Genomic DNA, 14,781 nt, shown 5'->3' with positions numbered 1-14,781 from the left:
AACGAGCCGGGACCCGGCCGGCCTCGCAAACGGCCCGATGTGCTGATCGCCGACAAGGGCTACGCCCACGACTCGACCCGGCGAGCCCTGCGCTCCCGGGGAATCAAACACGTCATCCCCGAACGCTGTGACCAGGTCGCCCGCCGCGCCGCCAAGGGCAGCACCGGCGGACGACCACCGGCCTTCGACAAGGCGATCTACCGCAAACGCAACGTCGTGGAACGCTGCTTCAACCGGCTCAAACAGTGGCGGGACCTGGCCACCCGCTACGCCAAACGCGCATCCCTCTACCAGGCCAGCCTCGTCCTCATCGCCGCCATCATCTGGCTTCCATGATCGACAGGACACGCCCTAGCCTGAGCAACGCCGCCGCTCCGCCGGACCATGCGGAGCGGCCCGGCCGGGAGTGGCCGCGACGAGGGCGGGAATGGCTGATCGATGACCGGGGCGAGACCGTCGGAGTTGATCCGGGATCCCCGCTCGTCTAATCGGTCGACGCTCCTGGAACTGCTCCTCGACGTGTTCTACATCGCCGCGTTCGCGCAGTTGTCGACGCAGTTGGCCCGTGACCTATCCTGGCGTGGGCTGGCGAATACCGTGATCCTGCTGCTCGCCGCCTGGTGGACGTGGTCGATCATCGCGATTGCGACCGACTTCTTCGATCCCCGCGAACGAGTCATCCAGCGGGTGATCGCCACCGGCATGCTCGGGGTGGGCCTTATGGCGGCCGCCATTCCGAGCGCCTTCGCCGAGCACGGTCTCCTCTTCGCCGGCGCGTACGTCGGCATCCACCTGGCCCGTGGGCTCATCCTGGTGCGGGCGTTGCGCGGGCACTTCGCGCAGCTCCGGGTGAAGCTGTTCCTGTTCTGGTTCGCCTTCTCCGGGCTGCTCTGGCTGGCCGGCGGACTCACGGATCCGGAATTGCGTCGAGCGTTGTGGGCCGCCGCCCTCGTGGTCGAATACGTGGTCGCCGCACTGCGCTTTCCGGCGCCCGGACTGGGCCGGGTACCACTCGAACAGTACGACCGGTTGAGCCCGCATTTCGGCGAGCGTTACCAGCAGATCGCCATTCTGGTGATCGGCGACCTGGTGCTGGCCTCCACGCTGAACCTTAGTATTCTCGGCTTCACCACCGCGCGGGTCGTCATTTTCCTGGCGGCTATCGCCGCAGCGTTTCTGCTGTGGCAGATCTACGTGTTCCGGGCCGAACTCCTCGTCGAGAAATCGGTGCGCCGGCATCCGCGCCGCGCGGTACGCCTCGCGCCGTACGTCTACGTCGTTCTGGTGGCCGGGGTGATCGCGACGACCGCCGGGGTGGACCTCGCGCTCGCCGAGCCGTTCGCCAGCACGCACGGCGGTCTGGTGGCGCTCGTGGTCGGCGGCTCGTTCCTCTTCCTGCTCGGACGGGTGATCTTCGAGTACGAGCTCCTCGGCCGGCTCTCCCGATCGCGGATCGGCTGGCTGGCGCTGATGATCGCGGTGCTGCCGGCGCTGAAGCTGCTCGCCCCGGTCTTCGTCGTGATCATCAACGCCGGCATCCTGTTCGGCGTGACCCGTACGGATGCGTGGCGAGGTCGGCGCAACGCTGCCGCATAGTCCGGAGCCGATCCGCTCTGCACTTTCACTGACTTCATTCTGTCCTGTCCGCATCGAAGGCAGCCGAATCCTTGACTGGACAATCATGGGATGAGGGTTGACATTCGGCCGCCTTCTGCGTTGGATCAAATAAGCCGTTCGAGGAGCTGTAGGAGAGTCCTCCCCTGGCCAAGGGGGCGCCGAAGGAGCAACCTCCCCGGAAACTCACAGGCCCAAGTACTGCAGTTCCGAGGCGCCACTGGAGAGCAGCGGCGTGCGCCGCTCACCGAAGGGGGAAGCCGGCGAAAGCCGGGGACACTCTCAGGTAAACAGACAGTGGGGACGGAGGGCGCCCGCCGCGTCCGAATGGTCAGCCGGCTCATCGTCATGCCTCCGATTCCCCCAGCCCTTCCCGCCGACGCGACTCCGGATCGCTCATCGTTCCCGGGCTTGTCGACGACCCGTCAGCGGTGGCCGGTTGATCAGCTCTCAGTCGAGGAGCGTTGCACCATGTGTGAAACCGATCATCTCGATCCGTCGGGTTACAGCCGTCGGGACCTGCTGGGCCTGCTCGGCATGGCGGGCGCCGGGTTGGCGGTCGCCCCCGTGCTGACGGCGGACCCGGCCCTGGCCGCCGCGTCGGACCTCGCGCTCGACCCGAACACGATGCCGTCCGATCTCGCCAACTACGAAGCGCCGACGAACCTCGCCGTCGACTCGCAGGCCAAGGATGCCGCGATCTCGTGGATCGACCGCCAGTCGGAGCGCATCACCGGTCTGAACGACCGGATCTGGGAGTACGCGGAACCCTCGCTGGCGGAGTGGAACTCGTCCTGGGCCGAGGCGCAGTTCCTGGCCGCCAACGGTTTCACCATCGAGTGGGGCGCGGGCGGCATGCCCACCGCGTTCGTCGCCACGTTCAGCCACGGCACCGGCAAGCCGGTGATCGGCTTCAGCGGCGAGTACGACGCGCTGCCCGGGTTGTCGCAGGAGAAGGGCAACCCGAAGCACAACCCGCTGGTCTACCACCACGACCCGTACGCGCCCACGTACGGCTTCGGCCACGGCTGCGGGCACTGCGCGCTCGGCGCCGCGGCCGCCGGTGCCGCGGCGGCGACGGCGGCGGCCATGAAGGCACGCGACCTCGACGGCACCATCAAGTTCTTCGGCTCCACGGCGGAGGAGCAGCTGGTCGGGAAGTCGGTGGCGGTGAAGGCGGGGGTGTATAGGGGCCTCGACGCCTTCGTCGACTGGCACCCGGCCACCAACAACAGCACCGGCTGGGGGTCGGGGAACGCGATGTACAGCGTCGCGTTCCACTTCCTCGGCACCGACGGTCACGGCGGATCCCCGCTGGAGACCAGGTCCACGCAGGACGCCGTCACGGCGATGGCGATGCTCACCGAGTTCCTCCGCGAGAGCGACATGGCGCACACCGCCCGCATGCACCACGCGATCCGGCAGACGGGTCAGGCGCCGAACGTCTTCCCGACGCTGTCGAGCATCTGGTACTACGCGCGGGAAGGCAGTCCGGCCCGTTCCAAGATCCTGATGGACAAGATCGTCAAGTGCGCGGAGGCCGCCGCCCTGGCCACCGGCACCCGGATGGAGCACCGGATCATGGGCGGCGTCTGGAACAAGCTCGGCAACAAGCGGGGCACCGAGCTGATGTACGCCAACATGACGCAGGTCGGTCCGCCGACGTTCTCCGAGGCGGACCAGCGCTTCGGTAAGGCGCTGCAGAGGTCGAACGGTTCGGGGGAGACCGGCTTCTCCAGCACGATCAGCGAGCTGCGACCTCCGTCGCCGGTCTTCATGGGTGGTGGCTCGACCGACGTCGCCGACATCAGCTGGCAGGTGCCGACCATCTCGATGGGCACCGCGCATCAGCCCGGCGGTACGAAGAACCACTCGTGGCACCACACCGCCACGGCCGCGGCGAACGCGGGACACGTCTCCATGCTGGCCGCCGCCAAGTACCTCGCCGCCACCACCGTCGACCTGCTGACCCAGCCGACGATCCTGGCCGAGATGAAGGAGGAGTTCGACAGGCGCACTTCCAAGATCAAGTGGAAGAGCATGCTGCCGAACGACTATCAGTTGCCGCTCTACGAGCCACCGAAGTGGTTCCTGCAGCGCACCGGGCAGTCCTGGCCCCCGCGCGGGGTCACCTGGCCGCCCCGGCGGGTCGTCTCGACCGAGACCGCTCCGGACCTCGGGCCGGATCTGCCGCCGTCGAACCTGCCCCCGCTCGAGTAGCGCGGCCCCGGGCCCCGGCAGGGCAACCGCGCGCTCGGCCGCGCGGGGTGATGCGGACGGTCCGGTGCGGTGTCGGGACAGGCCCGGACACCGCACCGGACCGGCCCGTTCCCGCACCGACGCCGGAAAGCCGCATTCCGGCTCGCCCGCTCCCGCCCCCGGTTACGCTGACCCTGCCGTGGGCCGATGCCCCGCGGCGCCGGCAAGTCCTCCTCGTCGGGTCGGCGATCGCGCCGCTTCTCAGCGCAGCTCGCTGTCACCACGGATGAACCTCGGGCCCTCCGGCCCGTTCGCCGTCGTGCCCCGCCGACGTCCCGGATCGGGCGTGGTGCCACGTCGGTCGGTCCGGCGGCGCTGAGGGCCGGCCTTCGTCGCGCCCGCGGTGCGAGGCGGAAGGAGACAATCATGAGCTCGTCGTCGGCGCGGTACCCCGTCGCGGAGGGCCCCGGTTCCGTCTCGCACGCCCCGCAGCTCCCGGCCGGTTTCGCCGACACCTTCACCAGCCGGTTCGTGGAGGCCGGTGGGGTACGCCAGCACGCTGTCATCGGCGGCGACGGACCGCCGCTGCTGCTGGTGCACGGCTGGCCGGAGAACTGGTACGCGTGGCGGTTGGTGATGCCGGCGCTCGCCCGGGACTTCGAGGTCGTCGCCGTCGACCAGCGGGGTATCGGCCTCACCGACAAGCCCCGGGACGGGTACGACAGCGCGACCCTCGCCAACGACCTCGTGGCGTTGATGGACGCGCTCGGCCACCAGCGGTTCGCCGTCGTCGGCCACGACACCGGCTACATCATCAGCTACGCGCTGGCCGCGGATCATCCGGACCGGGTCGACCGCCTGGTGGTCGCGGAGATCCCCGGGCCGCCGGAGGTGGCCTCCGGACCGCCGCTCTTCGTCCCCGAGCAGATCAACAACAAGATCTGGCACATACCCTTCAACCGGGTCAACCACGAGCTGACCGAACAGCTGGTCAGCGGACGCGAAGAGATCTTCTACGGCTACGAGTTCGCCGTCCAGGGCGGGGAACCCCTGCCGGAGGAGGTGTTGAGGTACTACTTCGACCTCTACTCCGACCCCGACGTCCGGCGCGGCAGCTTCGGCCTCTACCGCGCCTGGGACGCCACCCTCGCCCAGAACGCGCAACGCAAGACCCGGCCGCTCACCATGCCGGTGCTCGGTATCGGCGGCGAGCAGAGCTGGGGCGAGCGCCCCGGGCAGGCGATGACGCCCCTCGCCGACACCGTGCAGACCGTGGTCGTCCCCGGTGCCGGCCACTGGCTCGCCGAGCAGGCCCCCGAGGAGCTGCTCGCGGCGCTGACCACCTTCCTGGCCCCGTACCGGGGCGGGCAGGCCGGCGGTTGAGGAGATCCCGGTGGCCGCGCGGATCCCCGCTCTCGATGTCCGGCGTTGGGTGAACTCGCCACCGCTGACGTCCGACGCGCTCGCCGACCGGGTGGTCCTGATCGACGTCTGGGAGTACACCTGCGTCAACTGGATCCGCACCGCGCCCTACGTCAAGGCCTGGCACCGCGACTACGCGGACCGGGGCCTCACCGTGATCGGCCTGCACGCGCCGGAGTTCGAGTTCGGCAAGCACGCCGAGAACATCGACCGGGGCATCCGGGAGCACCAGCTCAGCTACCCGATCGCGCTCGACGACGACTTCACGGTCTGGTCGGCCCTCGACAACATCGCGTGGCCGGCGCGGTACCTCTTCGACGCGGACGGCAAGCGCGTCGCCCGGTGGATCGGGGAGGGCGAGTACGACCGGACCGAGGCGGTGATCCGGCAGCTCCTGGTGGACCGGGAACCCGACATCGAGCTGCCTTCGGTCACTCCGGAGGCGGCGACCTTCGCGGCGACCGAGCAGCCCTCGTACGCCGACGTCACCGAGGAGACGTACCTCGGCGTCGACCGGCGACTGCCGGGCGCCTTCGACCTGACCGGTGACTGGCACGCCGGCGGGGACTACGTCGAACTCGCGAGCGGCGTCGGCGAGATCGCGCTGCCGTTCGACGCTGGCGAGGTGAACCTCGTCGTCGAACCCGGCTCGTCCGGCCACGCCACGCTGCGGGTGCTGCTCGACGGGCAGCCGGTCGGTGACCGGGGCGGCGCCGACGTCGACGCGGACGGGGTGGCGCGCGTCGAGCGGCCGAGGATGGTCCGGCTGGTCGCCGGCGCGGCACGCGGCGACCACCTGCTGACCCTCGTCGCCGACCAGCCCGGCTGCCGCGCGTACGCCTTCACCTTCGGCCCCTGACGGAGGACTCCGCGGCCCGGGGCGGTGGCGCGACCGACGCCGACGCGCCTAGCGGACCCGGCCGACGCGGACGCGCCTAGCGGACCCGGCCGACGCGGACGCGCCTAGCGGACCCGGCCGACGGCCGCCAGACCGGCGCTACGTCGGGGGTCGTCGGCGAAGTACTGCGGGTCGTCCGGGGCGGGTCGCCACAGCGGTAGCCATACGACGCCCGGTTCGATGAGGTCGAGCCCGGCGAAGAAACGCTCGAACTGCGACCGGCTGCGCAGACCGAGCGGGGTCGTGGTCCGCCGCCGGTAGACGTCGTGGGCCACGTCGAGCTCCTCCTGGCCGTGCCGCACCTCGTCGGTGGTCGCGTGTGACGCGACGAGGTGACTCCCCGGCGCGAGCGCCGCGCGGAAGCTGTCGACGGCGCCGTACGCGACGTCGTCGTCAGGCACGAAGTGCAGGACGGCGGCGAGCAGCAGGCCGACCGGCTGATCGAAGTCGATCAGGGCGTTGACCTGCGGGTGCGCGAGAATGCCCGCCGGCTCGCGGAGGTCGCCGTGCACGGCGGCGGCCCGCTCGTTGCCCTTGAGGATCTCCCGGCTCTCCGCCACCGCCACCGGGTCGATGTCGACGTAGACGACCCGGGTCTCCGGCGCGACCTGCTGGACGATCTCGTGGACGTTCCCCACGGTGGGGATGCCGGAGCCGACGTCGAGGAACTGCCGTACGCCGGACTCGGCGAGGTGACGCACGGCGCGCCGCAGGAACGCCCGGTTGGTCCGGGCGAGCTGTGGCCCCAGCGGGAGCACCCGCATCATCGCCTCGGCGGCTTCCCGGTCGGCCGGGAAGTTGTGCGTGCCGCCGAGGTAGTAGTCGTAGATCCGGGCCGCGGTGGCCGGTTTCGCCTCGTCGCCGTCGCTCGCACCGACCATGCCGGTCCCCTCCGTCGGTAGTGCCGCGGTTCTCCGGGCCCGCCTGCGCCGCCGCACGTCAGGTCAGGAACTCGCGCGGACGTCCACAAGGGATGAGCCGAAACCCTACCGTCAGGCGTCTCCCGGCGCAGCCCCGTCGCCGCGCCCGCCGGGCCGGGCGGCCCGAGCCCCGGGGATCCGGCGAGTGCGGATCCCCGGCCGGGCCGTCCGGCTCGCGGCGGCGTGGTACCGGCTCAGCCGGCCAGGACACCGCCCTCGACGGTCAGCTCCTGGGCGTTGACGCCGCCGTTGCGCAGGAGGAAGTCGGTCGCGTCGACGATCTCCGCCATCGTCACGAGCCGGCCGATCGGGGTGCGGGCGAGGTGGGGGTGGTTAGGCACGTCGCGCCACTTCGGGCTGTCACCGACGATGCCGGGGTGCAGGGCGTTGACCCGGTGCGGCGCGATCTCGACGGCCAGCGTCTTCACCAGGCCGGTGAGGCCGGCGTTGTGGGTGGTGACCACGGTGGACCCGGGGTACGGGCGGTCCTTGGCCACACCACCGAAGAGCACCACCGAGGCGCCGGGGCGGAAGCGGTCACGCAGGACCCGTACCGTCTCGGCGTAGCCGACCAGCTTGACGGTCAGTGCGCTGACCGCCGCGTCCAGGTCGAACGCGCCCAGGCTGTTCGGCGTCTGGCTGGTGGCGGTGATGACCAGGTTGTCGACCTCGGTGACGTCGCCGAACGCGGCGGCGATGGTCTCCGGCCGGGAGAGGTCGGCGGCGAGCCCTCGGGTCGCGCCGCCGATCTCGGCGGCCACCTCCTCCGCTCGGGCCTTGTCCCGGCTGGTGATGACGACGGTGTCTCCGCGATCCGCGAAGCGCTGCGCGATGACTCGCCCCAGTCCGTTGCTGCCGCCGACGATGATGGACGTGCTCATTGGCCCTTTTCCTTCCACCGGTCATCCCTTGATCGGCAACTACCGACAGTAGCGCGGCGGCGATCCAGGCTCCCCGTGGGCTGCCTGGTGACGGCGTGCTCTCCGAGCGGGAAGTGGCCGGGGTCACACGCGGGGGGCGGGCCGGCCGAGCGGGCCCGCATCGCGTCCGAAGGGCAGGTGAACGTCGGGCGATCGGTGGGTTTCCGGGGCCGGCGGAGTCCGGCGGCCGCACGGCCCCGCACGACCGCCCGAACAGATCTTGGAGGACCACCAGGCAGTGGATAAGTTCGATATCTCTGGACCCCCGGTCACCCACCGGCCGGCCGGGATCCACAAGAGACCAGGAGGACCCATGACCAACGGCCATCCCGCTACGTCCTCGACCGAACCGGCCGGCTCGGCCGTGAACCGGCGCCGGATGCTGACCGTCGCGCTCGGCGGCGCGGCCACGGTGGCGCTCCCCGCGCCGGCGTGGGCGGCCACCGACCAGCGCCCCGGCGCCCACCGTCCGCCGAGGCTCACCCCCGACGACCGCAAGATCATCGCGCAGGTCTCGGCCAAGCGCGCCCTGTCGCACCTGCGCGTCCTCAGCGAGGAGATCGGCCCGCGCATCGGCGGCACGGCCTCCGAACGCCGCGCCGCCGACTACATCGCCAAGCAGCTGGACCACCTGGGGTACGACGTCCGGCTGGAACCGTTCGCCGTGGCGGACAAGTTCCTCGCCCAGCTCAGCTCGCCGGCCCGGCTTCCCCGCGACCTGAACTGGCAGGCCGGCGCCTCCCCGCACGGCGCGCTGGACACCACGGTCCGGGGCGACGTGGTGGATGTGGGCGCGGGGGCGCCGGAGAACTACCCCACGAACGTCAGCGGCCGCATCGTGCTCGTCGACTACGTGGCGGCGCAGCGCGAGCAGCTGGTGGCGACCGCCGTATCACGGGGAGCCGCCGCCGTCGTGTTCCTCGCGGCCGATGGCGTACCGCCCCGGCGGACCTCGGCCTTCTCGCCGACCCTGCCCGGCTCGGCCGGCTCACCGGTGCCGATCCCGGTCGTCGGGGTGGCCCAGGCGCAGAAGGAGCGGCTGCGGGAACTCCTCGCCTGCGGCCGGCTCACGCTCACCATCTCCACCTCCGCCCACCGCGGTCTGACCTCGAACAACGTCATCGCCGAGCGGCGGGGGCGCGCGCGTGCCGGGGGGCCGGTGGTGATGGTCAGCGCCCACTACGACACGGTCATCGGCGCTCCCGGCGCCAACGACGACGGCTCGGGCACGGTGCTCTGCCTCGAACTGGCCCGGGTGCTGCGGGCGATCCCGCTCCAGGCCACCCTCCGGTTCGCCCTGTGGGGCTCGGAGGAGCAGGGGCTGATCGGCTCCCGCTACCACGTGCGGCAGCTGCCCCAGGAGGAGCGGGACCGGTTCCTCGCGGTGTACCAGAACGACATGGTCGCCACCAGCTGGGACCCGGCCACCCGGTACTGGCTGCTCTCCTTCACCGGCCAGGCCAACCGGGCCACGGACGAGGTGGCGGCCGCCGCGGTCCGCCTCGGTTACGACCCGCGGATCTCGGCGGTGACCCAGCGCGGGTCCAGCGACCACCAGTCCTTCCAGGAGGTCGGCATCGCCAGCGCCAACTTCTCCTGGCGGGGCGAGGAGACCCCGGCGCTGCTGGAGCCGCCGTACCACACCCCGGAGGACACCATCGCGAAGAACATCAGCCTCGAGCGACTCCAGGTGTCGCTCGAGCTCATCGGGTGCGCCACGTACGCGACCGCCCGCTGAACCGTTCCGCCCGTGGCACCGGAGCTGGTGCCACGGGCGGGACCCGGGAGCGCGACGTTCAGTCGAGCGTGGACTCGCCGCCGGGGTAGGCGAACGACGAGCGCGGCGAGTAGAAGCCCCAGACGACCTCCAGCGGCTCGGCGGGACGCAGCGCGTACACCGGGTGCTCGGGCTCGAGGAACTCCAGCGACTCCACCTCGAAGGGATCGACCGGCTCCGCCACGAACGGGTAGTTGCCGCTGAGGAACGTGCCGTCCAGCTGGGTGAGGTAGCGCAGCTGTCCCCGGTTCACCGCGTCACCGGTGCGGCCGACGCGGGCCGTCGCCCTGATCACCGGTACGCCGTCCGCCTCGGTGGTGGCGACCAGCCGCTTGCCCCGTACCTCGATGGTGGTGGTCCCCGCCGTCGCGGGCACGCCGCGGGCGGTGGCGTACGCGCGGACGACCGGACTCGAGTTGAAGTAGTGCGTCCACCAGCGACCCGGAGTGACCCCGTCGGGGGCGTCGACCCCGGACAGGTCCGGCCCGATGTACGTCAGCGAGTAGGCGCCGAAGCCGGAGGTCTGGCCCGCGTCGTCGACGACGTACTGGTTCATGAAGACCTGGCGGTTGGGCGCCGGCTTGAGCCCGTCGGGCACGAGCGCGGCCACGGCCTCGGGATCGGCCGGTGTCCAACCGAAGTAGAGCATCCTGCTGTTCACGACGAGTTGCGGAGCGACGAGATCGGTCACGAGGGGCCCCTTCCGCGTGGCATCGAGCTGTAGTCGCGACGCTACGGAGCGGCCCACCCGGCGGACAACGACGGATTGCCGACATGAGGGCTCCGGTGCGACGCCGTCGGGCGGCACCTCCCGGCCGGCGGGCCCCTCGATATCCGTCCAATGTGGGATGATGGGGGCTCATCTGCGCGATCTTCGCGCTGGAGCCTTTGGAGGACTGTGTGCGCAGAACGGCGCGACGCCTGGCCATCTCGATTCTCGCCGCGACCGTGGCGGCGGTGACGCTCGCCTCACCGGCGCAGGCCGCGACGAATCCCTTCACCGCCGCCCAGGCGTGCAACAACGACTTCGGTGGCTCGTGGGCCTACGCCAGTGACGGCCACCGGACGATCACCGCTTCCGACGGCACCAAGGTGGGCGACGCCTACCTGATGTACAACAGCGCCACCGGTTACAACTGCGTCGCCACGCTCAAGTCGGTGGCCCTCGGTTCATTGACCGGGGTCTCCGCCGGGATCCGGGTGGAGGGCGGTTCCTGGGTCTACGACTCCGGGAACTACAAGTACTACGCGGCGATCCAGCGCTCCGCCCGCGACAAGTGCGTCATGTACAGCGGTGAGGTTCTGTACTTCACCAGTTGGCAGGGCGCCGGCCGGTACAGCTGGGGCAACTGCGGCTGAGCGCCCCCCGGCCCGGATCCGTCGATCCGCCGTCACCCGGCGGGAGGCACCTGCTCGGGGGCGCCCCAGGCGTCCGGAACGGGCAGACCCGCCTCCCGCCGGGCCAGGACGGCGGCACCGACCTGTGCGGCCTGGGCGCCGAAGGCGGAGCGCAGCACCGGTGGCGGGGTCCGCCAGGCGAGGGCCGCCCGGAGGGCGTCGCGCACCGGATCGAAGAAGAGCGCGCCCGCGTCCGCCAGCCCACCCCCGAGGACGATGCGGGCCGGGTCGATGGTCAGGGTGAGGGTCGCCAGGGCGGTCCCCAGGGCCCGGGTGGCGTCGTCCCACACGCTACGGGCCAGCGGATCGGTGGCCACCGCGTCGGCGATGGCTCGGCTGTCCGACCCCGGCGTCCCGCCGAGCCGGGCGTAGCGGCGGGCCAGCCCGCCGGCGGAGGCGTACACCTCCAGGCACCCCCGCTGGCCGCACGTGCAGGGCTCCCCGTCCGGGTAGACCGGGATGTGGCCGACCTCGCCGGCCGCGGCGGTCGCGCCGGAGACCGGCACGCCGTGCACCACCACGGCCGCGGCGATGCCGGTGCCCAGCGGCAGTAGCAGGAAGTTGTCGAGTCCGCGGGCCGCCCCGCCCACCGCCTCGGCGACACCGGCGGCGCGGGCGTCGTGCCCGACCGCGACCGGGAGACCGAGGTCGTCCGTGACGAGGGCGCGCAGGGGGACGTCCCGGAACCGCAGGTTGGCGGCGTAGCGCACCACCCCCTCGACCTCGTCGACGAGGCCGGGCGTGACCACTCCGATCGCGGCGGGTGTGACGCCGAGAGCCAGCGCGTCGGCGCGCAGCTGGAGGCAGAGCGCCCGGACCGCCTTGACCGGGTCGTCGTCCGCCTGCGACGGCGCGACGAGCGAGTGCCGGAACCGGCCCTCCTCGTCGATGACGGCTCCCTTGATGGTCGTCCCTCCGACGTCGACGGCGAGGACGCACCGTCCTTCGGGCTGGCTCACGCGATCACCCGGTCACCACGGCGAGGTCCGCGGTGAAGTCGCGGTCCAGGGGGAACATCGGTCGCACCACGTTCTGGTACGGCAGCCGCACGAGGTCCTGGTCGACGCCGCCCGGAGTGAGCGCCAGCAGCCAGTCCCCGGCCGCCTCGAAGAGTTCGGGTTCGAGGTAGCCGATCTTCACCACGACGAGGTCGACCTGGTCGACCGCGACCCCCAGCCGGGTGTAGGAGCTCAGCAGGCGGTACTGCATGCGGCGGGAGGTGACGAAAACGCTGAGGCCGCCGACCCGCACGCTCACGCACCGTCCGCCGTCGGGATCGTCGGCGACCGCCTCCAGGATGCCGTCGAGGGGGAGCGGCCCCGGGTCACGGGAGTCGATCCGCCCACCGACCGTCACCCGGACGGGAGCGCCGAGCGGCTGGTCGGCGATCTGCGCCACCGCCTGCGGGTCGACCAGCGAGGCGAACACGGCGCGGCGCGAGCCGTCGCGGATCTCGGGGCGGGCCAGCATCCGGCCGAGGGCGAAGGTGACGTCGTCGGCCCCGCCGGCCCCGGGGTTGTCACCCGAGTCGCTGATGAAGAACGGCCGCCGGGCCGGGTCGGCGACCGCGGCCAGGGCGGTGTCGAGGCACTCGTCCATCGTGCCGGTGGGCGCGACGAAGGCGAACTCCTCGCGGGCCGACCAGAAGTGGCCGCCGAGCTCACGCGCCGCCTCGGCGGTGGCGGTGGCGTCGGTGCCGGTGACGACGACGGCGCCCTGGCAGCGCGGCTGATCGGCCCAGGCGAACCCGATCCAGATCGCCGCGTCCACGATCCCGTCGCGCGCCTCGACCTCGGGGATCCTCGCGTACAGGCCCCGGGCGGGCTCCTCGCGGGTGCTGGTCATCTCACCCGGCAGCAGGATCGGCACGTGGACCAGCGCCTTGTGCGGGCGCTGCCGCCGACGCAGCGCCTCGACCAGGTTCCGGGCGGCGCGCTCACGGGTCTCCCAGACGTCGACGTGCGGGGCGGTGCGGTAGCAGGTGAGCAGGTCGCAGGCGTCGAAGAGCACCTTCGAGACGTTGCCGTGCAGGTCCATCGCCGCGGAGACGAACGGCTCCGGGCCGATCGTCGTGCGGATCGCCGTGACCAGGTCGCCCTCCGCGTCGTCGAGCCCGACGACGCTCATCGCGCCGTGGAAGTCCAGCAGCATGCCGTCGAGCGGGCCGGCCGCGGCCAGCTTCTCCACCAGCTCCGTGGCCCAGGCCCGGTACGTCGAGGGGTCCACCGCCCCGCCGGGCAGGGCCCGGGCGTGCACGAGCGGGATCCACTCGACGTCGACGGCCCAGGGGCGGGCAGGGGAGAGCCAGTCGTAACGCGCCAGCAGCGTGTCGCCCCGGGTGACCTCGAAGTCGTCGGCGGTGCTCAGGTGGGGCGAGAAGGTGCTGGACTCGATGTGGATGCCGCCGATGGCGATGCGGAGGGGACGTGACACGGGTGGTGGCTCCTCAGGAGAGTCGTACGTCGGCGGTCGTGCGCAGCAGGTGCCCGAGGCCGACCAGGGCCGCATCGGGGCCCGCCACGCTGGCTTCGATGGTGAGGGACTGGGTCATCGACGGCAGGCAGCGCTCGTAGAGCATTCCGCGGGTCGCGGCCACGTAGACGTCGAGGCTGGAGAGGGCGCCGCCGATGACGACGCTGTCGGGGTTGAGGAAGTTGACCAGCCCGGAGAGGGCCACCCCGAGCAGCCCGCCGGCGTGGCGCACCATGGTCACCACGGTCGGGTCGGCGTCGCCGACGGCCGTCACGATCTCACGGACCGTGGTCGCCGAGGAGCCCTGTTCGGCCAGCTGGCGGGCCAGCGCGGCACCGCTGGCGACGGTCTCCAGGCAGCCCCGGCTGCCGCAGGAGCAGTGCCGCTCGCCGCTGTCCGCCACCCGTACGTGGGTGACGTCGCCGCTGAGGCCACGACCGCCCCGGTAGATCTGCCCGCCGCTGACCAGGCAGGCGCCGATGCCGGTGCCCGCCTTGACGTAGACCATGTCGCCGGACTCCCGGCCCCGGGTGACGTACTCGCCGATGGCCGCCGCCTTGGCGTCGTTGTCGACCACGACCGGCACCTGGAAGCGGGCGGTGAGGTCGGACCTGGCGTCGAGGCCGCTCCAGCCGGGCATCCGGGCCGGACCGACCAGGCGCCCGTGGGGGAACTCGACCGGGCCGGGCAGGGCTACGCCGAGCCCGAGCAGCGGCTGGCCGGGCGCGGTCGCCGTCTGCAGCCGCGCGACCGTCGCCGCGACGACGTCGAAGACCTCGCCGGGCCCGGCGGCGATGTCGATCGCCACCTCCTCGGTCGCGCGGAGCCCGCCGCCGGGTGCGCACAATCCCACCCGGGCGTGCCGGCCGCCCAGCTCCGCGACGGCGAGGAACCCGTCGGTGTCCCGCAGGCGCAGGATGCGGGGGCGGCGTCCGCCGGTGGACCGACCGACGCCCTCCTCCAGGATCACGCCCTCCTCCAGCAGCCGACGCACCACGGTGGTGACGGTCGAGGGGGCGACCTGGAGCGCCTCGACGAGGTCCGCGCGGGAGCTGGCCGCGCCGCTGGCCAGGAGATCGAGGGTCTGATCGCGCAGAGTGGCGGAGATCGGTGGTTCCAAGATGTCTCTCCTCGTTCGGGCGGTCCTCCGGCGCCGCAGCC

13 protein-coding genes and 1 riboswitch are annotated in these 14,781 nt (G+C 71.9%); of the genes, 7 read left to right on the top strand and 6 right to left on the bottom strand.

Annotated features, from left to right (window positions below; all coding sequences use genetic code 11):
• From E1211_RS09195 to E1211_RS09175, 5 genes are all read left to right on the top strand, one after another.
• Positions 1-336, top strand: a 336-nt coding sequence (locus E1211_RS09195; RefSeq protein WP_165947213.1) for a transposase, incomplete at its 5' end; no start/stop codon positions are given.
• 102 nt (positions 337-438) lie between these two features.
• Positions 439-1,596 (top strand): low temperature requirement protein A, encoded by a 1,158-nt coding sequence (locus E1211_RS09190; RefSeq protein ID WP_132347420.1) that lies wholly within the window; start codon positions 439-441, stop codon positions 1,594-1,596.
• A 228-nt stretch (positions 1,597-1,824) separates the two neighbouring features.
• Positions 1,825-1,922: riboswitch (glycine riboswitch) on the top strand.
• A 163-nt stretch (positions 1,923-2,085) separates the two neighbouring features.
• On the top strand, positions 2,086-3,834 hold the full coding sequence (locus E1211_RS09185) for an amidohydrolase (protein WP_132347418.1): 1,749 nt from the start codon (positions 2,086-2,088) through the stop codon (positions 3,832-3,834).
• Positions 3,835-4,239: 405 nt separating this feature from the next.
• Complete coding sequence (locus E1211_RS09180) at positions 4,240-5,196, top strand: alpha/beta fold hydrolase (RefSeq protein WP_132347416.1); 957 nt, start codon at positions 4,240-4,242, stop codon at positions 5,194-5,196.
• Positions 5,197-5,206: 10 nt separating this feature from the next.
• Positions 5,207-6,094: a redoxin gene (locus tag E1211_RS09175; protein ID WP_243709453.1), complete on the top strand. Its 888-nt coding sequence runs from the start codon at positions 5,207-5,209 to the stop codon at positions 6,092-6,094.
• A gap of 104 nt (positions 6,095-6,198) precedes the next feature.
• On the opposite strand, the gene E1211_RS09170 is transcribed toward E1211_RS09175, so the two are convergent.
• Positions 6,199-7,014 (bottom strand): SAM-dependent methyltransferase, encoded by an 816-nt coding sequence (locus tag E1211_RS09170; RefSeq protein WP_132347412.1) that lies wholly within the window; start codon positions 7,012-7,014, stop codon positions 6,199-6,201.
• Between the two features lie 233 nt (positions 7,015-7,247).
• Positions 7,248-7,934: an SDR family NAD(P)-dependent oxidoreductase gene (locus tag E1211_RS09165; RefSeq protein WP_132347410.1), complete on the bottom strand. Its 687-nt coding sequence runs from the start codon at positions 7,932-7,934 to the stop codon at positions 7,248-7,250.
• A gap of 352 nt (positions 7,935-8,286) precedes the next feature.
• Between E1211_RS09165 and E1211_RS09160 the strand changes: the two genes are divergently transcribed.
• Positions 8,287-9,711 (top strand): M28 family metallopeptidase, encoded by a 1,425-nt coding sequence (locus E1211_RS09160; protein WP_132347408.1) that lies wholly within the window; start codon positions 8,287-8,289, stop codon positions 9,709-9,711.
• A gap of 58 nt (positions 9,712-9,769) precedes the next feature.
• Here E1211_RS09160 and E1211_RS09155 read toward each other — a convergent pair whose 3' ends face one another.
• Positions 9,770-10,441 (bottom strand): acetoacetate decarboxylase family protein, encoded by a 672-nt coding sequence (locus tag E1211_RS09155; protein WP_243709452.1) that lies wholly within the window; start codon positions 10,439-10,441, stop codon positions 9,770-9,772.
• 209 nt (positions 10,442-10,650) lie between these two features.
• Between E1211_RS09155 and E1211_RS09150 the strand changes: the two genes are divergently transcribed.
• Positions 10,651-11,109, top strand: a complete 459-nt coding sequence (locus E1211_RS09150) for a hypothetical protein (protein ID WP_132347406.1) — start codon at positions 10,651-10,653, stop codon at positions 11,107-11,109.
• 32 nt (positions 11,110-11,141) lie between these two features.
• On the opposite strand, the gene E1211_RS09145 is transcribed toward E1211_RS09150, so the two are convergent.
• From E1211_RS09145 to E1211_RS09135, 3 genes are read right to left on the bottom strand one after another with little or no spacing between them, the layout of a single operon-like run.
• The gene (locus tag E1211_RS09145) at positions 11,142-12,107 is read right to left on the bottom strand and encodes an ROK family protein (protein WP_132347404.1); all 966 of its coding nucleotides are present in this window, start codon (positions 12,105-12,107) and stop codon (positions 11,142-11,144) included.
• A 4-nt stretch (positions 12,108-12,111) separates the two neighbouring features.
• Positions 12,112-13,581 carry a M81 family metallopeptidase gene (locus E1211_RS09140; RefSeq protein ID WP_132347402.1) on the bottom strand — a complete coding sequence of 490 codons (1,470 nt, stop codon included), beginning with the start codon at positions 13,579-13,581 and terminating at the stop codon, positions 12,112-12,114.
• Positions 13,582-13,594: 13 nt separating this feature from the next.
• Positions 13,595-14,740 carry an ROK family transcriptional regulator gene (locus E1211_RS09135; protein WP_132347400.1) on the bottom strand — a complete coding sequence of 382 codons (1,146 nt, stop codon included), beginning with the start codon at positions 14,738-14,740 and terminating at the stop codon, positions 13,595-13,597.
• Positions 14,741-14,781: the final 41 nt, after the last annotated feature.

Origin of the sequence: Micromonospora sp. 15K316 (assembly GCF_004348525.1) — a bacterium.
Lineage (GTDB): Bacteria > Actinomycetota > Actinomycetes > Mycobacteriales > Micromonosporaceae > Micromonospora.
The sequence above is the reverse complement of the archived record's forward strand: the minus strand, read 5'-3'. Positions and strand labels throughout refer to the sequence as shown.